The following is a 21,337-nucleotide window of genomic DNA, read 5'->3' on the forward strand; positions in this document are numbered from 1 at the left end:
GCACGACATGGAGCCGTCCCGGTGGTCGAACTGGTGTCCGCCGCACCGCGGGAATCCCGGGGCGGGGCGGAGCAGCCGCACCCGTCGGCACAGGCCTTCGGAGCTCAAGCGCGAGATCGGCAAACGGCTCCGCAAGAAGGTGTTCTTCGCCGCCGACTACCCGATGCTCAGCCATGACGAGTTGGTCCAGGAATGGCAGGAGCAGGGCTTCGCGCCAGACGTCCTCGACGACGTCTTCCACGGAAATGCTGAGTCGTTCCTGACCTCGATCGGAGTCAACTGATGGACCTTGGACTGACAGACAAGGTAGCCATCGTCGGCGGCGGAAGCGACGGGTTGGGCTTCGCGATCGCCGATCGATTGCTCAACGAAGGCGCCTTCGTGACGATCCTCGGACGACGTGCGGAGAAGGCCGCCGCGGCCGCTGAAGAACTTTCTCGCAGGCACGGAGAGAACAAGGTCCTGGGGCTGGCCGCCGACTGTTCGAATGCGGACGACATCGGCCGGGTCACGGCTTCGACGGTCGCTCGGTTCGGAGCTCCGAACCGAGCGACGTTGGCCGCCCATCACGGCCGCTCCTGTCAGAGGCCATCCGCGGGAAGGCGAAGCGCGCTGTCGTACGGGCCGGGCGGGATGTGGAGGGTGGCGGTGTCGTAGTCGCCGAAGCGGAGCACGTTGTCTCTGCGGTGCGGGCTGAGCGCGGCGATGTCCTCGGGGTTCGCCTCCCGGCCCTGGGCAGCCATCTGCGCAGTGTGTCGGTCATGTCGACGGTGGTGGAGAAGATGATGCTGTTGGCCATCAGGTTGAGGAACTTGACGGAACGACGGCGCTCCTCGCTCCGCTCGGAATCCGCCTCTGGCACCGTCCCCGCAGCGAGCCCCGCCTGATCGCACACGGGAGCCACGACCACCTCGGGTATCCCCCCAATCTTGGGGACACGGCCCAGCCGCACTGCGGACTTCAGCATCACCAGCAGCGCCAAGGCCCGGTCCGGGCGGTCATGCGTACGCTCACCTGCCCACGCCACGTCCTCCGCCGACGGCGTGAAGAACTCCCGCAACCCCCGTTCCGAGATCAACCTCTTGAACCTCGGATACGCCGTCCGCTCCAGCGACGCCACACTAACCGCCCCGCGCCCGACCGACCGACAGCGGCCACCATGAACAGCGGCGGTCCCGGTAGCGGGGCCAGGGCCCGATCACGGAGTGTAGACACACTCACCGTATTCGAACATCACGCTCTGCCATGAAGTGGCGGCTTTTACACGTATCTCCTCCGCCCACCCAGGAGGCCGGCACGGCCGACGACGGCCGGCGGGAAGGAGTGTCCGGGTGCCCGCGGGCGGGTCGCCGGGGCCTCGTGGCGTGCCGGCCGCGGACGGGTTCGCCCACCGTGGGGCGGCGCGGACCCCGCCCGCCGGCACGGGGGCGTGGGCGCCGGAAGGGGCGCACCCACCGCCGCCCGCTCACTGACGGTTCACCGGCCGCGCAGGTGGTGGCGCTTGCGCCAGGCCACCGCCGTGCCCGCCAGCGCCGGCAGGGCGATGCAGGCCATCGCGACCAGGAAGGCCGGGGAGGTCGGGGCGGAGGCGCGGGCGCCGGCGACGGCGTAGGCGGCGGTGTTGGGGATCGAGCCGACCGCGGTGGCCAGCAGGAACGGCAGCCAGCCCATGCGGGAGACGGCGGCGCAGTAGTTCGCCGCCCAGAACGGCACGCCCGGGAACAGCCGGGCCGCCAGCATCGAACGGAATCCGTGCCGGCTGAGCTGCCCGTCCGCCGCCTTCAGCCAGCGGCCGCGCAGCAGCGGGCGCAGCGCCTCCTGGCCCAGCAGCCGGCCGAGCCCGAAGGCCACCCCGGCTCCCAGCACCGTGCCCGCCAGCGCCACCGCCAGACCCAGCTGGGAGCCGAACAGGGCACCCGCCGCCAGGTTCAGCAGCGGACGCGGCACGAAGGCCACCGTGCACAGGCCGTAGGCCACCGCGAACGCCAGCGCCGCCGCCGCGCCGCCGAGCTGCGGTGGCCAGCCGTGGGTGAGGAGCCGCTGCGGTTCGAACAGCAGCACACCGGCCGCCGCTCCCGCGAGCAGCGCGAGCAGCAGGGACAGCCGCGCGTACGGCGACAGCAGCGCCCGCGTGCAGCGGGTGGCCAGCCCCGCGCGCGGCAGGGACGGGACGGGAACGGGCGCGGGGACGGCGAGTTCCGTGGCGGTGGCCCGGGGAGAGGCCGTGGCGGTGCCCCCAGAGCGGTTGTGGGCATCGAGCATTCCGTGACATTAACCGACGAGCAGGTGTGATCGCCGTGCGGAGGGCGCCCCTTGCCGCGCCGCGCACCGCGGGGAACCATCCGACGTGCGACAACGCGGCGGCCATGATCTGCGTCATGTCCCGGCACGCCTTCCCCCTCTCGCGGCCTCCGCCTCACGGACGCCCCGGGGCCGCACCGACCGCGCCGGGAACGTGGTCACCGGCGCCGCGCGGGGGTCGCCCGGCCCGGCGGGACGGCGGGGCGCCCGTCGGGCCGGGGCGTGAGGGCCGGCGGCGGGGCCCGGGTCCGCCGCCCGCGGGGGCGGGCGGACCGTGGGGACCGGCACGGTCACCTCCGTGGCCCGGGGGTCCCCGGGGCGGCGGCCGGTCCGGACACGCGCCGCACAATGGAGGGGTGAACGAAGCCATACCCGTGACCCGGACCGTCGACCACGGCACCGCCAAGCTGATGCCCGACGTCGACAGGGAGCGGGCCTGGCTGCTGACGGTCGACGGGGCGCCGCAGTCCTACGTCGACCTGGACGACCCCGCCCACCTGGAGTTCGAATACGCCCGGCGGCTGGGACACGTGCTGGACACGGTCGCCGGGCCCGGCAAGCCGCTGGACGCGGTGCACCTGGGCGGGGGAGCGCTGACCCTGCCCCGCTACCTCGCCGCGACCCGGCCCGGTTCCCGGCAGGAGGTCGTCGAGGCCGACCGCGCCCTGCTGGAACTGGTCGCCGAGCACCTGCCGTTGCCGGCGGGCTCGGGTGTCGCGCTGCACGCCGCCGACGCCCGGGCCTGGCTGGAGACCGCCCCGGACGACTGCGCCGACGTGCTGGTCGCCGACGTGTTCGGAGGCTCCCGGGTCCCCGCCCACCTCACCTCGCTCGGCTACGCCCGCGAGGCCGAGCGGGTGCTGCGCCCCGACGGGGTCTATCTGGCCAACCTGGCCGACGCGGCGCCGTTCGGCTTCCTGCGCTCCCAACTCGCCACCTTCGCGGCCGTGTTCGAGGAACTGGTGCTGATCGCCGAGCCGGCCGTGCTGCGCGGCCGCCGGTTCGGCAACGCGGTCCTCGTGGCCGCGCACCGGCCGCTCGACACGGCCGCCCTGGCCCGCCGCGCCGCCGCCGACGCCTTCCCGGCCCGCGTCGAGCACGGGACGGCGCTGCGGGACCTCACCGGCTCCGCCCGGCCGGTCGACGACCGCGACGCCGTACCGTCGCCCGAGCCCCCCGGCGGGGCGTTCGGCATCGGCTGACCGGCTGGGAGGCGGCGGACCGCCGCCTCCCAGCCGGTCAGCTCCCCGTCGGGTCGCCGTGCAGCCGTACCGTGCTGAGGATCTTCATGATCGTCTCGGTGCCGACCTCGCCGCTCACTCCCTTGGCGCCGTAGAAGTCGAACGACACGATGTCGTCGGCCGAGTTCCTGAACGCGAACGAGACGGCCTTGCCGTCGCTCGCGCACTTGCCCTTCTGCGGGGTGCCGGTGGAGCGGGCCCAGGCGTAGGCGCCCTCGACGCCCGACGCGGTCTTGTACGGCGTGGCCTTCTTGTCGAAGGTGATGCTCTTCTTGTCGGGCTGGGTGTAACCGCCGTACACGTACCACGGCACGCGCTTGACCGCGGCGTCCGCGGGGCTCTTCGCGCCGTTCTCGCCCCGGGTGCCGGCCACGGCCAGCGCGGTGTCCTCGGTCGTGCCGTTCTTGTCGGAGTCGGTCGTGCACCACTTCGACCTGTACTCGGCGGGCGCCGACACGGAGGTCAGCAGCTTGTTGTCGTCGGACTGGTCGTCCTCCATGAAGATGGAGACGTCCGGGGACTGCACCTCCCAGTCGGCCGGGACGTCGAACGCCGTGCCGAACTTGGGGTTGACGACGACCTTCCAGCCCGCGACGGTCGGCTTCTCGGCGGCGCCGCCGCGCGGGTTGTCGTTCGCGGTGGACGAGGTCGCGGTCGGCTGCGCCGTCGGCGACTGGCTCGTCCCGGGCTGGTTCTCGCCGCCGCCGGCCTCGTCGTCCCCGGAGCCGCCCAGCACCAGGTAGCCGGTGACGCCCGCGGCGACCACGACGGCCGCCGCGGCGACGATCGCGACGGCCTTCGTCCGGCCGCCGCCCCCGCCCCGCGGCGGCTGGGGCGTGCCCGCCGGCCCGGGCGCCCCCCACTGCGGCTGCTGCCCGTACGGAGGGGTCCCGCCCTGCTGCGGGTACTGCTGGTAGCCCGGCTGCTGGTACGGATTCGGCTGCTGGTAGCCCGGCTGCTGGTACGGGTTGTTCTGCGGGTTCTGCGCGCCCCCGGGCGGCTGCTCTCCTGGCCACATGGCGCACCACCCTAGTGCGCCGCGGGACACGGCCGGGTCACCTCCTGCTGTCGGGGACGTACCGGATCGCCGGTCCGGGCGGCCCCGGGGCATCCGGTGCCCGCGGGGGTGGCCAGTCTTGCTACTCGTCGGTAACATCAAGTCCATGACTGTTGACAGCGCCTCGATGGGCGACATGCTGGCCGCCACGGTTCCCATGGTGCGCACCCTGAACCTGGAGTTCGTCGAGGTCACCCCGGAGCGTGCCGTGCTCCGGCTCCCGGACCAGCCGGACTACCACAACCACATCGGCGGCCCGCACGCCGGCGCCATGTTCACCCTGGCCGAGTCGGCCAGCGGCGCCATCGTCCTCGCCGCCTTCGGCGACCAGCTCTCGCGCGCGGTCCCGCTCGCCGTGCGGGCCGGGATCGACTACAAGAAGCTGGCCATGGGGCCGGTGACGGCCACCGCGACCCTGGGCCGGCCGGCCGCCGAGGTCGTCGCGGAGCTGGACGCGGGCCGGCGGCCGGAATTCCCGGTCGCGATCGCCATCCGGCGCGAGGACGGCGCCGTCACGGGCGAGATGACGGTGGTGTGGACCCTGCGGCTGAACGGCTGAACGGCTGAACGGTCAACCCGCTGATCGACTGGAGGCGGGCGGGGGCGGGACCGCTGCGGAGCCTTCCCTCCCGTGTGACGGCGGGCACCCGAAACGGGAGGGGCGGGGGTGGGACGTGCCGCCGGGCACGCGTGCGCGAGCCGCCTGCGGGTGCCGACCAGGTAGCCTTCCCATGGGACGCGCCGCACGGGCGCGGCCCGGGAAGCCAGGCAACGACACGGGAGGAACCGGCGGTGCACGTCCAGGAATGGCTCGACACGGTGCCCGCGGCCGCCGTCTACGCCCTGGTGGCCCTGGTGATCGGTCTGGAGAGCCTGGGCATCCCGCTGCCGGGCGAGATCGTCCTGGTCTCGGCCGCGCTCATGTCCTCGCAGCACTCCGGCGTCAACCCGGTCGTCCTCGGCCTGTGCGCGACCGCCGGCGCCGTGATCGGCGACTCCATCGGCTACGCGATCGGCCGCAAGGGCGGACGTCCGCTCCTGGCCTGGCTGGGCGGGAGGTTCCCGCGGCACTTCGGCGAGGGCCACGTCGCCGCCGCCGAGCGCTCCTTCGAGAAGTGGGGCATGTGGGCCGTCTTCTTCGGCCGCTTCGTCGCCCTCCTGCGCATCTTCGCCGGCCCCCTCGCGGGGGTGCTCCACATGCCGTACTGGAAGTTCCTCATCGCCAACGTCCTCGGCGGCGTCTGCTGGGCGGGCGGCACCACGGCCGTCGTCTACTACGTCGGCATCGTCGCCGAGGGCTGGCTGAAGCGGTTCTCCTACCTGGGCCTGGCGGCGGCGGTCCTGATCGGGCTGTCCTCCGTGCTGGTCCTCAGGCGCAGGGCGAGGAACGCTCAGCCGGTGGAGCGGGAGGCGGAGCCCGTGGGCGCCGGGGACTGAGCCCGCCGCCCCTCGTGCACGTCCCGGTGCGTCCTCGCCAGTTCCGCGTACAGGGTGCCGTTGAGGGTGACGCCCTCCTTCTCCTCCTGCGACAGCTCCCGCTTCACCCTGGCCGGCACGCCCGCCACCAGTGACCCAGGCGGGACCACCATCCCCTGCGGCACCAGCGCCTGGGCGGCGACGAGCGAGCCCGCCCCGATCACGGCGCCGTTGAGCACGGTCGCCCCCATCCCGATCAGGCAGTCGTCCTCCACGGTCGCCCCGTGCACCACCGCGTTGTGCCCGATGGACACCCGCTCCCCGACGGTCACCGGGAACCCGGGGTCGGCGTGCAGCGTGACGTTGTCCTGCACGTTCGCCCGCGCGCCCACGGTGATCCGCTCGACGTCGCCGCGCACCACGGCCCCGTACCAGACGCTCGCCCCCGCGTGCAGCCTCACGTCGCCGATCACCGAAGCCGTGGGCGCCACGAACGCCTCCGGGTCGACCTCGGGCTCCTTGCCGCCGATGCCCACGATCAGCGCCTTGTGCGTCATCACCGTCTCCTCGCGTGTCGTCGTCCCCCGCACGGTATGTCATCCGGTGGGGTGAAGATCACAGCGTTCCGCCCTCTCGCCGCGGGGGCCCGCTGAGTACCTTTGCCGGGTGCCCAAGCGCAAGAACACGTTCTCGTCCCGGCGACGCCGCGCGGCCCAGCGCGCCGTCCACGCGGTCTGGGCGTGGGCGCAGCGCACCGGATCGGTCACGGCCGAGCACCCGGCGCACTTCCGCTTCGGCGCGATGGGTACGGGCACGCGCCTGGCCTTCCCGCTCGGCACGGTCTTCGGCGAGCCCTGGATCCGCCTCGGCGCCCACTGCATCATCGGCGAGCGGGTCACCCTCACCGCCGGGCTGATGCCGGACCTGGACCTCGGCCCCGACCCGATCCTGTGCATCGGCGACGGCGTCGTCCTCGGCCGCGGCAGCCACGTCATCGCCGACACCTCGGTCACCATCGGCAGCGACTGCTACTTCGGCCCGTACGTCTACGTCACCTCCACCAACCACTCCTACGACGACCCCCACGAGCCCATCGGCAGGCAGTGGCCGCGCATGGAGCCGGTGGAGATCGGCCCGGGCTGCTGGATCGGCACCGGCGCGGTGATCCTGCCGGGAGCGCGGATCGGCCGGAACGTGGTCGTCGCGGCCGGCGCGGTGGTGCGGGGCACGGTCCCCGACCACGCCGTGGTGGCGGGGGCGCCCGCCCGGGTCGTACGGCGCTGGACGCCCGGCGACGGCTGGCAGCCGCCGCTGCGGACCCCCGCGCCGGTGCCGTTGCCGGAGGGCGTCACCCCCGGCCAGCTGCGCGCGCTGGCCGGTCTCGACGAGGAAGCGGCCGAACACCTGGCCCGCCTCGACGCCGACGGCTGACCGGGAGCGGCGCGCGGAGCGGGGCCGGGCGCCGAGGAAGCCCCGCGCGGCCGGCGCCGTCACCACGGTGACCGGGCCGTTGCGGGCGGCCACCGCGCGGGCGCCGTTCGCCGCCGCGTCCGCCGGACCGGCGAGGCCCGGGGCCGGCAGCCAGGCCCGGGCAGGGCCGCCCTCCGGCAGGGCGGGGCCACCGCGCCGGACCGGGGCGTACAGCGCCGCGCCGCCGGCCGCGACCTCGTCGCCCGCTGCGCGAACGGCGGGAGGAACAGCCCGGTGGCGCCGGCCGGCACCTCCGTGGCCGGCGCGGGCACCGCCGGCGCGGGCCCCCGACGCGTCAGCGGCCCGCCGCCGAAGTGGCCGGCCCCGCAGGAGACCGGTGGCCGGCGCGAGACGTGCTGTCACGGGCCACCTCGCAGTACAGTGCGGTGAACGACGAGGTACACCACACCGTGGTCGAGTGAGCTGAACGCCGTCGGCCGGAACAGCGGCCCCCTGGAGGTGATGTGTCGGATCTCGACCTGCTGACCCGGTCCCTGGCGCGCAACGTGAAACGCTGGCGCACCGAGCGCGGCTTCACCCTGGAGGCGCTGGCCGCCCGCGCGGGAGTCAGCCGCGGCATGCTCATCCAGATCGAGCAGGCCCGCACCAACCCCAGCATCGGCACGGTCGTGAAGATCGGCGACGCCCTCGGCGTCAGCATCACCACACTGCTCGACTACGAACGCGGCCCCGCGGTCCGTGTCGTCCCCGCCGAGCGGGCCGTGCGGCTGTGGCACACCGAGGCGGGCAGCTACAACCGGCTCCTGGCCGGCACCGAGGCTCCGGGGCCGCTGGAGATGTGGGACTGGTGCCTGATGCCCGGCGAGCACAGCCCGTCCGATCCGCACCCGGCCGGCACGGCCGAACTCGTCCACGTCACCAGGGGCGAGCTGACCCTCACCGTGGACGGGGCGCGGCACACCGTCCCGGCGGGCGCGAGCGCCACCTTCGAGGCCGACACCCCGCACGCGTACGGCAACGAGGGCGAGGTCCCGGTGGAGATGGTCATGGCCGTCTCGGTGCCGCCCGTGCGCTGAGCGCCGCCGGACGGGCTGTTGCCACTGCTGGTGGACGCGGCCGTGGTCGACCTGCCGTACGTGCTCGTCGGCAGCGGACGGCGCCGCGGCAAGCTGCTCGTTCCCGGCAAGGCGTTCGCCGAGCTGCCCGGCGCGGTGGTGCTGGACGGCCTGGGCACGGCCTGAGGCCGGGCGCCCTGGACCGGGGCCGTCGCCCGAGGGGCCCGAGGAATCCGGACGCGGTCCGTGCCGGCGCTCAGGCCGGCAGGTGGTGGGCGAGCGGCAGGTACGGGTCCGGCCCGCCCGGCACCGGCGCCGGATCGGCGTGCACCAGGGCGGCCGTGAGCCTCGGCACGGCGTGCAGCAGGGCGTGCTCGGCCTCGACGGCGATCGCGTGCGCCCGCCGCACGGTCGCCCCGCCGTCCACCACGACCGCCACCTCCGCCCCCGGCCGGTGCCCGATCCACCGCAGCCGCAGTTCGCCCACGCCGTGCACCCCCGGGACGCCCCGCACCGCCGCCCCGGCCCGGTCCACCAGCGCCGGGTCGACGGCGTCCAGCACTCGCCGGAACACCTCCCGTGCCGCGTCCCGCAGGGCCAGCGCGATGGCCGCGGTGATCACCAGTCCCACCAGCGGATCGGCCGGACCGCCTCGCCGAGGGGGCCGGCCCGGCGCGGGATTGAGCGCGCGGCACCCCCGCGCACCGCCGGGCGCTCAGAACGAGGTGGCGGAGCCCAGGTACTGCTCGGCGAAGGCCGCCGCCGCGGTGGGCGAGGTGAACAGGCGGCGCAGGCGGGCCAGGGTGGTGGCGGCCCGGAACGGATCGCCGGACGCGACACCGTGGTAGATGTCCGACAGCCACTGCGAGAACTCCTGGTAGTCCCACACCCGTCGCAGGCACGCCTGCGAGTAGCCGTCCAGACCGCTGCCGTCGCCCCGGGTGACGTACGCGACGAGCGCGTCACCCAGCAGGAAAGCGTCGTGCAGGGCGAGGTTCATGCCCTTCGCCGCGATCGGCGCCGTGAGGTGTCCGGCGTCCCCGGCCAGCAACAGGCGTCCGGCGTCCAGGGGTTCGACCACGTAGTGGTGCATGTCCAGCACCCGCTTCTCGATCAGCCGGCCCTCCGTCGGAGCCGGTGCCCCGGCCGCGCCGAGCCGGGTGCGCAACTCGTCCCAGACCCGGTCGTGCGGCCAGTTGGCCGGGTCGTCGCCGGGCGGGCACTGCAGGTAGTAGCGGGTGACCCCGGGACCGCGCGGCATGTGCCCGGCGAAACCGCGCGGATGGATGCCGAACAGCACGCAGTCGGAGGAGGGCGGCGCCTCGGCGAGCAGCGCCAGCCAGCCGATGCCGTCGTCCCGCCGCACGATCCGCGTCCGGTCCGCCGGCATCGCGTCCCGCGTCACCCCGCGCGCCCCGTCGCACCCGGCGACGAACGCGCAGTGCAGCACACGGCGTTCGCCCGTCCGCGGGCAGAGGTACGACACCGCCGGCCGGTCCGTGTCCAGGTCGTGCAGTCGTACGTCGCGCACGCCGAAGCGGATGTCGCCGCCGCGCACGTCGGCGTACTCCCGCACGAGGTCCGTGACCAGCAGCGGCTGCGGGTAGACGTGGTGGCGGTGGTCCGTCAGGTCGCCGTACGCGAACCGGTGCCGCTCGCCGCCGAAGCGGAACTCGCAGGCGTCGTGCACCTGGGCCGCGGCCGGCAGGTTCCCGGCGAGCCCCCGCCGCCGGAGCGCGCGCACCGCCCACTCCTCGATGACGCCGGCCCGGGGCCGGGTCTCGATGAACCGCCTGCTCCCGGCCTCCAGGACCACGCAGTCGACCGAGGCGTCGCGCAGGATGTTGCCGACGGTGAGACCGGCGGGCCCGGCGCCCACGACGACGACCGTACGGCGTTCCCCGGTCGCGGAGCCGGGCGGGGAGGAGGGGAAGATCATTCCCGCATTATGACGGCGTCCCGTCGGTCGCGGCGGCTGCCGCCGCGACCGACGGGACAAGGGTCCTGCGGGGCGGGCCCTGGCGGCGGGCCCCGGGTGCGGTCAGCGCGCCGGAGCGTCCGTGACCACGACCTCCTCGATGCTCTGCTCGATCGCCTCGGGCCGCGACGCGGTGGCCCTGGCCCAGTAGTAGACGGCGACGGAGAAGGCGGCCACGACCAGGATGTCCCACCACAGTCCGATGTGGCCCTGGCCGCCGAAGCCGCCCTGCCAGGAGATCAGGCCCATGCCCACCAGGTAGCCGGGCAACCACTGCGCCGCCCTGAAGTCCAGCCGGGGCGCGTCGGGCAGGCCCTTGCGGATCGCGTACCAGGCGTAGGAGCCCAGCAGCACGTAGCCGAGCAGGATCGCGAAGCCCAGCCGCCACAGGGTGTCCCAGCCGGCCCAGTAGATGATCAGGTTGGCGACCACGAACGACACCGGCGAGATGACCTTTCCGCCGGGCAGCCGGTACGGGCGTTCGTGGTGCGGCAGCCGGTCGGAGAAGACGCCGTAGGCCAGTGGGGCGCCCGCGTACATCAGCACGCTCGCCGAGGTGATGAAGCCGACCAGTTCCTGCCAGCTCGGGAACGGCAGGAAGCAGATCACGCCGGTGACGAACGAAACGACGAGGCCGAACCACGGCACACCGCGCCCGTCCGTGCGGGCGAACAGCTTCGGCGCGTAGCCGTTCTTCGCCAGGCCGAAGGAGACGCGGGACGTGGCGGTGGTGTAGATCAGGCCGGTGCCGCCGGGGGAGATGATCGCGTCGATGTACAGCACCATGCTCAGCCAGCCCAGGCCCACCACCGTCGCCAGACCCGCCCAGGGGCCGCTGATGCCGGGGAAGTCCAGCTTGGCCCAGCCGTGCGCGAAGGCGGAGTGCGGCAGCGCGGCGATGAACACGACCTGGAGCAGGATGTAGATCACCGCGCCGATCGCGACCGAGCCGAGGGTCGCGCGCGGCAGGTCCCGCTGGGGGTCGCGGCTCTCGCCCGCCAGCTGGATCGCCTGCTCGAAGCCGAGCAGCGCGAAGATGATGCCGCTGGAGCTGATCGCGCCGAGGACGCCCTTGGCGCCGAACGGGGCGAAGCCCTCGGAGGTGAAGTTGCCGGGGTGGAAGTTGCCGATCGCGATGATGAAGATCGCCGCGAGCGGGACGGCGATCTTCCACCACGTGGCGGCGCTGTTGGTGTGCGCCAGGGCGCGGACGCCGAAGAAGTTGACCGCGACGAAGACGGCCATGAGGACGACGGCTGTGACGAAGCCGCTGGTGCTGAGCGTGCCGTCGGCGTGCTGCAGGCCGTCGGCCCAGTGCCAGTGCTTGGCGTAACCGATCATGGCCTCGACCTCGATCGGCGCCACGGTCGCCGCCTGGAGCCAGGAGAACCAGCCGAACGACATGCCGGCCAGGCCGCCGAACGCGTAGTGCGGGTAGCGGGCCGTGCCGCCCGCGACCGGGAACATGCCACCAAGTTCGGCGTGCACCAGTGCCAGCAGCACGATGGCCACCGCGCCGATCACCCACGAGATGATCGCCGCGGGGCCGGCCACGACGACCGCCTTCTCGGCGCCGAAGAGCCAGCCGGACCCGATGATGGAGCCCACGGAGGCCCACATCAGGCCGATCAGCCCCACGTCCCGGCGCAGACCGCCGGAGTCCGCCACGGCTACCGGCACAGCATGGTCGACTTTCACCATGTAAGTGGCCTCTCAGATCGTGAACACAGGTTTAACGACGCATGAGGCCACAGATTAGGGACGCCCTCCGCACGGGCAAAAGAGTGGTTGCCAAGTCTTGACCGAGGATCCTGTGTGGCTTGGGTGCAGCCTTCGCACAGGTCAGACGTCTGCCCGAATGTCAATATTCAACCGTCAACTGTAGGAAGAATCCCAGACAGGCTAACGCAGGAGGGGGATCTCGATCGCCGGGCAGCGGTCCATGACCATCTCCAGACCCGCCGCCCGCGTCCGTTCGTACGCGTCCCCGTCCACGACGTCCAGCTGGAACCAGACCGCCTTCGCGCCCTTGGCCACCGCCTCGTCGGCGACCGCGCCGGCCAGCTCGCGGTTGACGAAGACGTCGACCACGTCCACGTCGAAGGGGACGTCCGCGAGGGAGGCGTAGCCGCGCTCGCCGTGCACCGTCTCCGCCCTGGGGTGCACCGGCACGATCCGCTTGCCGAACCGCTGCAGCACCTGCGCCACCCCGTACGCGGCCCGCCCCCGGTTCGAGGACAGGCCGACCACGGCCCAGGTGTCACCCAGCTCGGTCAGGATCCTGCGGATCGTCGCTTCGTCGCCGTACACGGCCGCCTCCTCGGGCTGCGCGGGGAATGTCGTCCGGGGCAACAGCACCCACCGGACGCGGATTCCCGCCCGGTACCCCGCCACGGCGGCCGGAATCGGCGCGAGGTACCCGCTCGCCGCCGCCCGCGCGCCTACGCTCGCCCCGTGCTGCGCATCCTCGACGCCCGAACCGGCGAACCCGTCACCGCCGCCCCCGCCCGCCGCGGCCTGACCCGCGTCGCCGTCCACGCCTGCGGCCTCGGCCCGACGACCCTGCGCGTCCTGCTCACCGCCGACCTCCTGGTCCGCGCGCTGGAGCTCGACGGCACCCCCGTCTGGACGGCGCTCGTCGCACCCGGCCGGCACGCGGAGCTGCGCACGGCCGCCACCGCCCTGGGCATCCGCCCCTTCGAGGACGACCACGACCCGGCCTCCGGGCCGGGGGCGGCGCAGGTGGTCCACGTGGTCGCCGCGGACGCGGCGGACGCGGCGGACGTGCCCGGCGGCGGTCCGGTGGTGGCGGTCGCCCCGGCGGCGGGCGCCCCGGAGGGGGCGCGCGGCGACTGGGGGCCGGGCGGGGCGCCGGAGGAGGGGGAGCTCCCGGCGGCGCGCGCGGCATCTGCTCCGGGTGCCGGGCCCGGGAACCCCCCCGACACCCCGCTCACCGCTCTCCTCGCCGACCCCTCCGCCCTGCGCCTCGCCCTGCTGTCCGTCCCGCGCGGCGCCCCGGTGCGGGTGGACGGCGCGCGGCTGGACGGGGCCGCGGCGGACCTCGGGCACTGGCGGCTCGCCGTCGCCGGATGGGCCCGGCGGCCCTCGCGCCCGGTGCCCGACCGGGTCCGGGCGCGGCTGCGGGCCGCCTGGGAGGACGACCTCGACCTGCCCGGCGTGCTGGACGTGCTGCGTGACGTGGCGCAGGACCCGGAGCTGCCCGACGGCGCCCGGTTCGAGACGTACGCGTACGCCGACCGCCTGCTGGCCCTCGACCTCGCCCGCGACCTCGGCGGCCCCGCCTGACCGGGCGGCGGCACGACCGGGTCCGCCCGCTCGCATAGGCTGACGGGATGCAGGACGAGTACCGGACGGTGGCCCGCGCGGGCGTGCACGGGACCGAGGTCAACCGCTCCCGCTTCCTGTGCGCCCTCGCCCCGGCCGCCACCGAGCAGGAGGCCCAGGACTTCATCGCCTCCGTCCGCAAGGAGCACGCCGACGCCACCCACAACTGCTGGGCGTACGTCATCGGCGCCGACGCCCGGGTGCAGAAGGCCGGCGACGACGGCGAACCGGGCGGCACCGCCGGCGCCCCCATGCTGCAGACGCTGCTGCGCCGCGACATGCGGTACGTCGTCGCCGTCGTCACCCGCTACTACGGCGGCGTCAAACTCGGTGCGGGCGGGCTCATCCGCGCCTACGGGGGTGCCGTCGGCGAGGCACTGGACGCGCTCGGCACGCTCACCCGGCGCCGCTTCCGGCTCGCCACCGTGACCGTCGACCACCGGCGCGCGGGCAAGGTGCAGAACGACCTCAGGGCCGCCGGACGCCAGGTGCGGGACGTGCGCTACGGCGAGGCCGTCACCATCGAGATCGGCCTGCCGGACGCCGACGTGGACGCCTTCCGCGCCTGGCTGGCCGACGTGACGGCCGGCACGGCGGGCTTCGAACCGGGCGGAGAGGCCTACGGGGACGCGTGAGCGGTCCGGGGCACACGCGTGGCGCCGGCCGGGCGGCGGCAGCGGGGGAGCCACCGCTCCGGGAGGCCGTCGGGAACAGGATCGGCACGCGTCCCGGTGCCGTGCCGATCAGCGTCACCGGGCCCGGGACCCGCGGCTCCGGCCCGTCGTGAACGGATCCGGCGAAAGGTGACGGTTGTTCAGGCGGGAGACGGGGCGGTCATAGGGACGACCGTCCGTGATGTCGGACCCGGCCGTTAGTCTCGGGGATCATGAGACTCCTGCACACGTCCGACTGGCATCTCGGCCGGGCCTTCCACCGGGTGAACATGCTCGGGGCCCAGTCCGAGTTCATCGGCCACCTCGTCACCACCGCGCGCGAGCACGCGGTGGACGCGGTGGCCGTGTCCGGGGACGTGTACGACCGCGCGGTGCCCCCGCTCGCCGCGGTCGAGCTGTTCGACGACGCCCTCCACCGCCTCGCCGCCCTCGGCGTCCCCACGGTGATGATCTCCGGCAACCACGATTCGGCCCGCCGCCTCGGCGTCGGAGCCGGGCTCCTGGACCGCGCGGGCATCCACCTGCGCACGGAACCGTCCGCCGTCGGCACCCCCGTGATCCTCGCCGACGCCCACGGGGACGTCGCCTTCTACGGCCTGCCGTACCTCGAACCAGCCCTGGTGAAGGACGAGTTCGCGGTGGACAGGGCCGGCCACGAAAGCGTGCTCGCCGCCGCCATGGACCGCGTCCGCGCCGACCTGGCCACGCGTGCGCCGGGCACGCGCTCCGTCGTCCTCGCCCACGCCTTCGTCACCGGCGGCCGGGTCAGCGACAGCGAGCGGGACATCACCGTCGGCGGAGTGGCCGCCGTCCCGGCCGGGGTGTTCGACGGCGTCGACTACGTGGCGCTCGGGCACCTGCACGGCTGCCAGACCCTCACCGAGCGCGTCCGCTACTCGGGCTCCCCGCTCGCCTACTCCTTCTCCGAGGCCGACCACCGCAAGAGCATGTGGCTGGTCGACCTGGGCGCCGACGGCTCCGTCACCGCCGAGCGCCTCGACTGCCCGGTGCCGCGCCCGCTGGCCCGCATCCGCGGCACCCTGGACGACCTCCTCGCCGACCCGGCCCTGACCCGTCACGAGGACGCCTGGATCGAGGCCACCCTCACCGACGCGGTCCGCCCCGCCGACCCGATGGCCCGGCTCGGCGAGCGCTTCCCGCACACGCTCAGCCTCGTCTTCGCCCCCGAGCGGGCCCCCGACGACCCCGAGGTGTCCTACGCCCGGCGGCTCGCAGGCCGCAGCGACCAGCAGATCGCCCAGGACTTCGTCGCCCACGTGCGCGGCGCCGGACCCGACGCGCACGAGGCGGCCGTGCTGCGCGAGGCGTTCGACGCCGTGCGCGCCGACGGCGCCGTGCGGGAGATGGCGCGGTGAGGCTGCACCGGCTCGACGTCACCGCCTTCGGCCCCTTCGGGGGCCGCCAGACCGTCGGCTTCGACGCGCTGTCCGCCGCCGGCCTGTTCCTGCTGCACGGCCCCACCGGCGCCGGCAAGACCTCCGTCCTGGACGCCGTCTGCTACGCCCTGTACGGCTCGGTGCCCGGCGCCCGGCAGAGCGGCCAGGGCGGCGCCCTGCGCAGCGACCACGCCGCACCGGGCACCCGCACCGAGGTCCGCCTCGAACTGACCGTCGCCGGGCGCCGGCTGGAGGTCACCCGGCAACCGCCGTGGGAACGCCCCAAGAAGCGGGGTACCGGCACGACCCTCGACAAGGCCCAGACCTGGCTGCGCGAGTACGACGCCGCGGCCCGCGCATGGAAGGACCTCAGCCGCTCCCACCAGGAGGTCGGCGAGGAGATCACCCAGCTGCTCGGCATGAGCCGCGAACAGTTCTGCCAGGTCGTCCTGCTGCCCCAGGGCGACTTCGCCCGCTTCCTGCGCGCCGACGCCGAGGCCCGGGGCCGCCTGCTGGGCCGCCTCTTCGACACCCAGCGCTTCGCCGACGTGGAGAAGCGGCTCGCCGAGCGCCGGCGCACCACCGAGGCCCGGGTGCGCGAGGGCGACGCCGCGCTCCTCGCCGACGCGCACCGCATGCAGCAGGCGGCCGGCGACGCCATGGAGCTGCCCGGGACGGCCCCCGGCGAGCCCGGCCTCGCCGAGGCCGTCCTCGCCGCCGCCGCCATCGCCCGCAGCACCGCCCGCGAGCGCCTCGCCGTCGCCCACTGCCGCCTCGCCGCGGCCGAGTCCCACCGCGCCGCCGCCCGGCGCGCCCTGGACGAGGTACGCGAACTCGCACGGCTGCAGGCCCGGTTCACCGAGGCACGGCAGCGCGCCGAGCACCTCCGGGAGCGGGCCGCCGCCCACCGCGCGGCCCGGGAGCGCATGGAGCGCGGCCGCAGTGCCGAGGCCGTGGCGCCCGCACTGGAGCTGCGCGCCGACGCCGAGGAAGCCCACCGCCGGGCCGCCGGGGCCGAGGCGCGCGCGCGTGCGCTGCTGCCGCAGTCCTTCGCCGGCGCCGGCGCGGCCGGCCTCGCGGCGGCCGCCCGGCGGGCCGCCGAGGAACTGGGCGGCCTGGCCTCGGCCCGGCGGGCCGAGCGGCGGCTCGCCGAACTGGTGCAGGAGCGGGCCGGCCTCGACCGGCAGGAGCGCGCCGACGAGGACGCGCTGCGGGAGGCCGACGCCTGGCTCGCCGACTGGGACGCCACGCGCACGGCCCTGCGGGCCCGCGTCGAGTCCGCCCAGGAGGCCGCCGCCCGCGCCGAACAGCTCGCCGTCCAGCGCGAGCCGGCGCGCCGCCGCCTCGACGCGGCCCGCACCCGGGACGAGCTGGCCGCCGGCATCGAGGAGGCACGGCACCGGGCCCTCGCCTCCGGACAGCGCGCCGTGGTCGCCCGCGCCCACTGGCTCGACCTCAAGGAACAGCGCCTGAGCGGCATCGCCGCCGAACTGGCCGCCCACCTCAGCGACGGCGAGCCCTGCGCCGTCTGCGGCGCCACCGAACACCCCGCCCCGGCCCGCAGGGTCGCCGGACACGTCGGCCGGGAAGCCGAGGAGGAGGCCCTCGACGCCGCCCGGCGGGCCGACGAGCGGCACACCGAGGACGAACGCCGTCTCGGCGCCCTGCGCGAGGCCCTGGCCGCCGCCACCGCCGAGGCCGGCGACGCCCCCACCGCCCGGCTCGCCGCCGAGCACGACGAACTGGAGCGGGAGCACACGCGCGCCCGCCGCGACGCCTCCGCCCTGCACGCCGCCCACGAGGAGCTGCGCCACGCCGAGCAGGAGCGCGAACGGCGCCTCGCCGACCGCCAGCAGGCCGCCGTCCGGGCCGCCTCCCGGCTCGCCCGGCGCGACACCCTGGAGCGCGAACAGGCGGGTCTGGAGGCGGAGCTGGCCGAGGCGCGCGGGACCGCCGGCAGTGTGGCCGCCCGCGCCGCCCAGCTGGAGCGGGACGCCGCCCTGTTCGGCGACGCCGCCGACGCCGTGCGCGCCGCCGGGGACGCGGCCCGGCTGCTGAAGGACGCCGACGCCCGGCTGGCAGACGCCGCCTACCGCGCCGGGTTCGACACCCCGCGGGCCGCGGCCGACGCCCTCCTGGACGACGCCGACCGCCGCGAGCTGCAGCGCCGCCTGGACGCCTGGCAGGCCGAGGAGGCCGCCGTCCGCGCCGTCCTCGCCGAGGCCGGCACCGCGGCCGCCGCGCAGCAGCCGCCCGCCGACCCCGCCGCCGCGGAGCGCACCGCGGCCGAGGCGGAACGGCGGCTGCGCGAGGCCGCCTCCGCGCGCGACGCCGCCGCCCGCTGCTGCGCCGAACTGGACCGGCTCTCCGCCCGCGCCGCCCAGGGCGTGCGCCGGCTCGCCCCCCTGCGTGAGGAGTACGACCGGGTGGCCCGCCTGGCCGCCCTCACCGCGGGCACCTCCGCCGACAACGAGCGCAGGATGCGGCTGGAGGCGTACGTGCTGGCGGCCCGGCTGGAGCAGGTCGCCGCCGCCGCGAGCGTGCGGCTGCAGCGGATGTCCTCCGGCCGGTACACCCTCGTCCACTCCGACGACCGCACCGGGCGCGGCCGCAGCGGGCTCGGGCTGCACGTCGTGGACGCATGGACCGGCCGGGAACGGGACACGTCCACCCTGTCCGGCGGCGAGACCTTCTTCGCCTCCCTCGCGCTCGCCCTGGGCCTCGCCGACGTCGTCACGGACGAGGCCGGCGGCGTCCGCCTCGACACGCTCTTCATCGACGAGGGCTTCGGCAGCCTCGACAACCAGACCCTGGACGAGGTCCTGGACGTCCTCGACTCGCTGCGCGAACGCGACCGCAGCGTCGGCATCGTCAGTCACGTCGCCGACCTGCGCCGCCGCGTCCACGCCCAGCTGGAGGTCGTCAAGGGCAGGTCGGGGTCCTCGCTGCGGCAGCGGGGCGCGTGAGGGGGCCGCGCCGCCGCGGCGCGGCCCCCTCACGCCCGTCCCGTCTCCGCCGGGGACCCGGGACGGGCGGCTGCCGCGCTGCCGGGGAAACTGCCGTCCGTGTGCCGGTGGAATCCCGGTGATCGGGGCCAACAGCCCTTGGAAGGGCGGGTAGTTGTCGAACACCGGATGCCGTGCGTGTAGGTTCTGCCCATGGTTCGATACGCGGATCCAGGCGCGCTGGAATGGGTGGAATCGGGCGGCGGCCCCCTGATAGCGGTTCCGGAGACGGTCCTGCCGTTCTGGGCGGGCGCCGACAGCGAGGAGCTGGACACCGACTACGACCGCGCGTGCGAGGTCGACGGGTACGTCGGCCTGCTCCCGGTCGGCGACAGCGCGGCCCTGGTCCTGGGCGACGAACCGGCCTCCACCTCCTACCTGCCCGACCAGGCCGCCTTCGTGCGCTGGTCCGCCGCCCACTGCGAGGGCGACCTGCTGGCCGGGGTGCCCGCCGCGCTCGACGCCGCCGTGTGGGAACAGGAGATCCGCTGGCAGGTGCCCGGCCCGGTGCTGCTGTTCGACTCGGCCTGGCCGGGCGGAGCGGCGGGCAGGCGGGAGCACCTGCGCGTCCCCCTGACGGCGGGCACCTACGCGGTCCGGGCCGCCTACGCCCAGCCGGGCCCGGAGACCTGGGTGGGGCTCGTACAGCTCAGGCGGCTCGCGCACTGACGGCGGGCGGCTTCCCCGGCCCGGCCCCGCCGGGCCGGGGAAGCCGCCCGCCACCGGCTCACAGCCGCGACAACTCGTCCACCAGGTCGTCCAGGCCCAGGGAACCCTGCGACAGCGCCGCCATGTGCCAGGACTTCAGGTCGAAGCCGGCCCCGTGGCGCTCGCGCGCGAGGTCCCGGCCCCGCAGCCACGCCCGCTCGCCCAGCTTGTAGCCGATGGCCTGGCCCGGCATGGTCAGGTAGCGGGTCAGCTCGCTCTCCACGAAGTCCGCCGGCCGGCTGCTGTGCGTGCCGAAGAACTCCTGCGCCAGCTCCGGCGTCCAGCGCTCGCCCGGGTGGAAGGGCGAGTCCGCCGGGATCTCCAGCTCCAGGTGCATGCCGATGTCGATGATCACCCGGATCGCGCGCATCATCTGCGCGTCCAGGTAGCCGAGCCGCTCCTCCGGGTCCGCGAGGTAGCCCAGTTCGTCCATCAGGCGCTCCGCGTACAGTGCCCAGCCCTCCGCGTTGGCGCTGACCACACCCACCGTGGCCTGGTAGCGGGACAGGTCCTGGGCGACGTGCGCCCACTGGGCGAGCTGGAGGTGGTGGCCCGGCACGCCCTCGTGGTACCAGGTCGACACCAGGTCGTACACCGGGAACCGGGTCAGGCCCATGGTCGGCAGCCAGGTCCGGCCGGGACGGGAGAAGTCCTCCGAGGGAGCCGTGTAGTAGGGGGCCGCGGCGCCGCCCGGAGGGGCGATGTGCGCCTCCACCCTCCGCACCCGCTCGGCGAGTTCGAAGTGCGTGCCGTCCAGGTCCTCGACGGCCCTGTCCATCAGGCCCTGCAGCCAGGCGCGGACCTCGTCGACGCCCTCGACGTGCCGGCCGTGCTCGTCCAGGTGGGCGAGAGCCGCCCAGGGCGTCGCGGCGCCGGGCAGGACCCTCTCCGCCTCCTGCCGCATCTCGCCGAGCAGCCGGTGGAACTCCGACCAGCCGTAGGCGTACGCCTCGTCCAGGTCGAGGTCGGTGCCGTTGAAGTAGCGGGCCCAGCGCGCGTACCGCTCGTGGCCCGCCGTGTCCGGCGCGCCCTCGACGGCCGGCGCGTACGTCTCCCGCATCCAGTCCCGCAGTTCCGCGACGGCACCGGTCGCCGCCCGGGCCGCCTCGTCCAGCTCCGCGCGCAGCGCGTCCGGACCGGCCGCGGCGAAGTCCTCGTACCAGCCGCGGCCCGAACCGTCCATGTCCGACCACTCGGTGAGCTGCTCGACGAAGGTGGCGGTCGGCCGCGGCGCCGCGTACAGCCCGCGCTGCAGGCCGAGCGCCAGCGACTCCCGGTAGCCCGCGAGCGCGGCCGGCACCGCGCGCAGCCGCTCGGCGACCGCCGCCCAGTCCTCGTCCGTCGCCGTGGGCGTCACCGTGAAGATGTCCCGCACGGAATGGCCCGGCGTGTGCATGTTGCCGACCGCGCGCAGGTGCTCGTCGGCCTCGTGCATCGCCAGTCCGGCGGTCAGCCGTTCCCGCAGCAGCCGTCCGCAGCGCCGCTCCACGTCACTGTCCGCGCCCGGCTGCCGCTCGGCCTCGTCCAGCCTCGCGAGGGTGGTCCGCGCCAGCTCCGCCAGCGCCTCCTGGCCCGCCGGCGAGTAGTCGGGCAGCCTGCTGGAACTCTCCTTCACACCCAGGTAGGTACCGGTGACCGGGTCGAGGGCGATGAGGTCGTCGACGTAGGCGTCGGCGACCTGACGGGGCAGCAGGCTCTTGATGTCAGGCATGCCGCCCATCCTCATACG

21 protein-coding genes and 2 pseudogenes are annotated in these 21,337 nt (G+C 74.9%); 13 read left to right on the forward strand and 10 right to left on the reverse strand.

All coding sequences use genetic code 11. The annotated features are described in order from the left end of the window. Window positions 1–7: 7 nt before the first annotated feature. Together QQY24_RS26355 and QQY24_RS26360 are read left to right on the forward strand one after the other, a co-directional pair. Complete coding sequence (locus QQY24_RS26355; RefSeq protein ID WP_301975198.1) at window positions 8–283, forward strand: hypothetical protein; 276 nt, start codon at window positions 8–10, stop codon at window positions 281–283. Next, window positions 283–657 (forward strand): SDR family NAD(P)-dependent oxidoreductase, encoded by a 375-nt coding sequence (locus QQY24_RS26360; protein ID WP_301975199.1) that lies wholly within the window; start codon window positions 283–285, stop codon window positions 655–657. Before QQY24_RS26355 ends, QQY24_RS26360 begins: the two co-directional genes overlap by 1 nt. Here QQY24_RS26360 and QQY24_RS26365 read toward each other — a convergent pair. The 3 genes and pseudogenes from QQY24_RS26365 to QQY24_RS26370 all read right to left on the reverse strand — a co-directional run bounded on the left by QQY24_RS26365 (window position 582) and on the right by QQY24_RS26370 (window position 2,262). Beyond that, window positions 582–743, reverse strand: coding sequence for a hypothetical protein (locus QQY24_RS26365; protein WP_301976429.1), 162 nt, complete (start codon window positions 741–743; stop codon window positions 582–584). The two genes, QQY24_RS26360 and QQY24_RS26365, sit on opposite strands and share 76 nt — an antisense overlap. A gap of 65 nt (window positions 744–808) precedes the next feature. Beyond that, window positions 809–1,120 (reverse strand): annotated as a pseudogene (locus QQY24_RS34835) (DUF4158 domain-containing protein); the annotation flags it as partial. Between the two features lie 356 nt (window positions 1,121–1,476). Further along, a complete protein-coding gene (locus tag QQY24_RS26370) occupies window positions 1,477–2,262 on the reverse strand; it encodes a TVP38/TMEM64 family protein (RefSeq protein WP_301975200.1) in 786 nt (261 codons plus the stop codon). A gap of 395 nt (window positions 2,263–2,657) precedes the next feature. Here QQY24_RS26370 and QQY24_RS26375 point away from each other — a divergent pair, with 395 nt between their 5' ends. Next, complete coding sequence (locus QQY24_RS26375) at window positions 2,658–3,503, forward strand: spermidine synthase (protein WP_301975201.1); 846 nt, start codon at window positions 2,658–2,660, stop codon at window positions 3,501–3,503. A 37-nt stretch (window positions 3,504–3,540) separates the two neighbouring features. Here the strand turns inward: QQY24_RS26375 and QQY24_RS26380 are convergent, their stop codons facing one another. After that, window positions 3,541–4,560 carry a hypothetical protein gene (locus tag QQY24_RS26380; protein ID WP_301975202.1) on the reverse strand — a complete coding sequence of 340 codons (1,020 nt, stop codon included), beginning with the start codon at window positions 4,558–4,560 and terminating at the stop codon, window positions 3,541–3,543. A 145-nt stretch (window positions 4,561–4,705) separates the two neighbouring features. Here QQY24_RS26380 and QQY24_RS26385 point away from each other — a divergent pair, with 145 nt between their 5' ends. Continuing rightward, a complete protein-coding gene (locus QQY24_RS26385; RefSeq protein WP_301975203.1) occupies window positions 4,706–5,158 on the forward strand; it encodes a DUF4442 domain-containing protein in 453 nt (150 codons plus the stop codon). Between the two features lie 233 nt (window positions 5,159–5,391). Continuing rightward, on the forward strand, window positions 5,392–6,036 hold the full coding sequence (locus QQY24_RS26390) for a DedA family protein (protein WP_301975204.1): 645 nt from the start codon (window positions 5,392–5,394) through the stop codon (window positions 6,034–6,036). Here the strand turns inward: QQY24_RS26390 and QQY24_RS26395 are convergent. After that, the gene (locus QQY24_RS26395; RefSeq protein ID WP_301975205.1) at window positions 5,991–6,572 is read right to left on the reverse strand and encodes a gamma carbonic anhydrase family protein; all 582 of its coding nucleotides are present in this window, start codon (window positions 6,570–6,572) and stop codon (window positions 5,991–5,993) included. The genes QQY24_RS26390 and QQY24_RS26395 overlap by 46 nt on opposite strands. A gap of 109 nt (window positions 6,573–6,681) precedes the next feature. Between QQY24_RS26395 and QQY24_RS26400 the strand changes: the two genes are divergently transcribed. The 3 genes from QQY24_RS26400 to QQY24_RS26415 all read left to right on the forward strand — a co-directional run bounded on the left by QQY24_RS26400 (window position 6,682) and on the right by QQY24_RS26415 (window position 8,687). Next, window positions 6,682–7,446: an acyltransferase gene (locus tag QQY24_RS26400; protein ID WP_301975206.1), complete on the forward strand. Its 765-nt coding sequence runs from the start codon at window positions 6,682–6,684 to the stop codon at window positions 7,444–7,446. A gap of 503 nt (window positions 7,447–7,949) precedes the next feature. Then, complete coding sequence (locus QQY24_RS26410) at window positions 7,950–8,522, forward strand: helix-turn-helix domain-containing protein (protein ID WP_301975207.1); 573 nt, start codon at window positions 7,950–7,952, stop codon at window positions 8,520–8,522. 18 nt (window positions 8,523–8,540) lie between these two features. Next, on the forward strand, window positions 8,541–8,687 hold the full coding sequence (locus QQY24_RS26415; RefSeq protein ID WP_301976430.1) for a hypothetical protein: 147 nt from the start codon (window positions 8,541–8,543) through the stop codon (window positions 8,685–8,687). A 70-nt stretch (window positions 8,688–8,757) separates the two neighbouring features. Here QQY24_RS26415 and QQY24_RS26420 read toward each other — a convergent pair. From QQY24_RS26420 to QQY24_RS26435, 4 genes and pseudogenes are all read right to left on the reverse strand, one after another. Continuing rightward, window positions 8,758–9,144: pseudogene (locus QQY24_RS26420) on the reverse strand (cation transporter dimerization domain-containing protein); the annotation flags it as partial. A 72-nt stretch (window positions 9,145–9,216) separates the two neighbouring features. Then, window positions 9,217–10,440, reverse strand: a complete 1,224-nt coding sequence (locus QQY24_RS26425) for a 4-hydroxybenzoate 3-monooxygenase (protein ID WP_301975208.1) — start codon at window positions 10,438–10,440, stop codon at window positions 9,217–9,219. 102 nt (window positions 10,441–10,542) lie between these two features. Next, window positions 10,543–12,180, reverse strand: coding sequence for an APC family permease (locus QQY24_RS26430; protein WP_301975209.1), 1,638 nt, complete (start codon window positions 12,178–12,180; stop codon window positions 10,543–10,545). A 201-nt stretch (window positions 12,181–12,381) separates the two neighbouring features. Continuing rightward, window positions 12,382–12,789, reverse strand: coding sequence for a CoA-binding protein (locus QQY24_RS26435; RefSeq protein ID WP_301975210.1), 408 nt, complete (start codon window positions 12,787–12,789; stop codon window positions 12,382–12,384). Between the two features lie 144 nt (window positions 12,790–12,933). Here QQY24_RS26435 and QQY24_RS26440 point away from each other — a divergent pair, with 144 nt between their 5' ends. The 5 genes from QQY24_RS26440 to QQY24_RS26460 all read left to right on the forward strand — a co-directional run bounded on the left by QQY24_RS26440 (window position 12,934) and on the right by QQY24_RS26460 (window position 19,569). Continuing rightward, a complete protein-coding gene (locus QQY24_RS26440; RefSeq protein ID WP_301975211.1) occupies window positions 12,934–13,785 on the forward strand; it encodes a hypothetical protein in 852 nt (283 codons plus the stop codon). 47 nt (window positions 13,786–13,832) lie between these two features. After that, window positions 13,833–14,459 (forward strand): YigZ family protein, encoded by a 627-nt coding sequence (locus QQY24_RS26445; protein WP_301975212.1) that lies wholly within the window; start codon window positions 13,833–13,835, stop codon window positions 14,457–14,459. A 251-nt stretch (window positions 14,460–14,710) separates the two neighbouring features. After that, complete coding sequence (locus QQY24_RS26450; protein ID WP_301975213.1) at window positions 14,711–15,874, forward strand: exonuclease SbcCD subunit D; 1,164 nt, start codon at window positions 14,711–14,713, stop codon at window positions 15,872–15,874. Then, on the forward strand, window positions 15,871–18,861 hold the full coding sequence (locus QQY24_RS26455; RefSeq protein ID WP_301975214.1) for an SMC family ATPase: 2,991 nt from the start codon (window positions 15,871–15,873) through the stop codon (window positions 18,859–18,861). Before QQY24_RS26450 ends, QQY24_RS26455 begins: the two co-directional genes overlap by 4 nt. A 192-nt stretch (window positions 18,862–19,053) precedes the next feature. Beyond that, window positions 19,054–19,569, forward strand: a complete 516-nt coding sequence (locus QQY24_RS26460; RefSeq protein ID WP_301975215.1) for an immunity 21 family protein — start codon at window positions 19,054–19,056, stop codon at window positions 19,567–19,569. 58 nt (window positions 19,570–19,627) lie between these two features. On the opposite strand, the gene QQY24_RS26465 is transcribed toward QQY24_RS26460, so the two are convergent. Beyond that, complete coding sequence (locus tag QQY24_RS26465) at window positions 19,628–21,319, reverse strand: DUF885 domain-containing protein (protein ID WP_301975216.1); 1,692 nt, start codon at window positions 21,317–21,319, stop codon at window positions 19,628–19,630. Between the last annotated feature and the right edge of the window lie 18 nt (window positions 21,320–21,337).

The sequence above is a fragment of the Streptomyces sp. TG1A-8 genome (genome assembly GCF_030499535.1).
GTDB lineage: Bacteria > Actinomycetota > Actinomycetes > Streptomycetales > Streptomycetaceae > Streptomyces.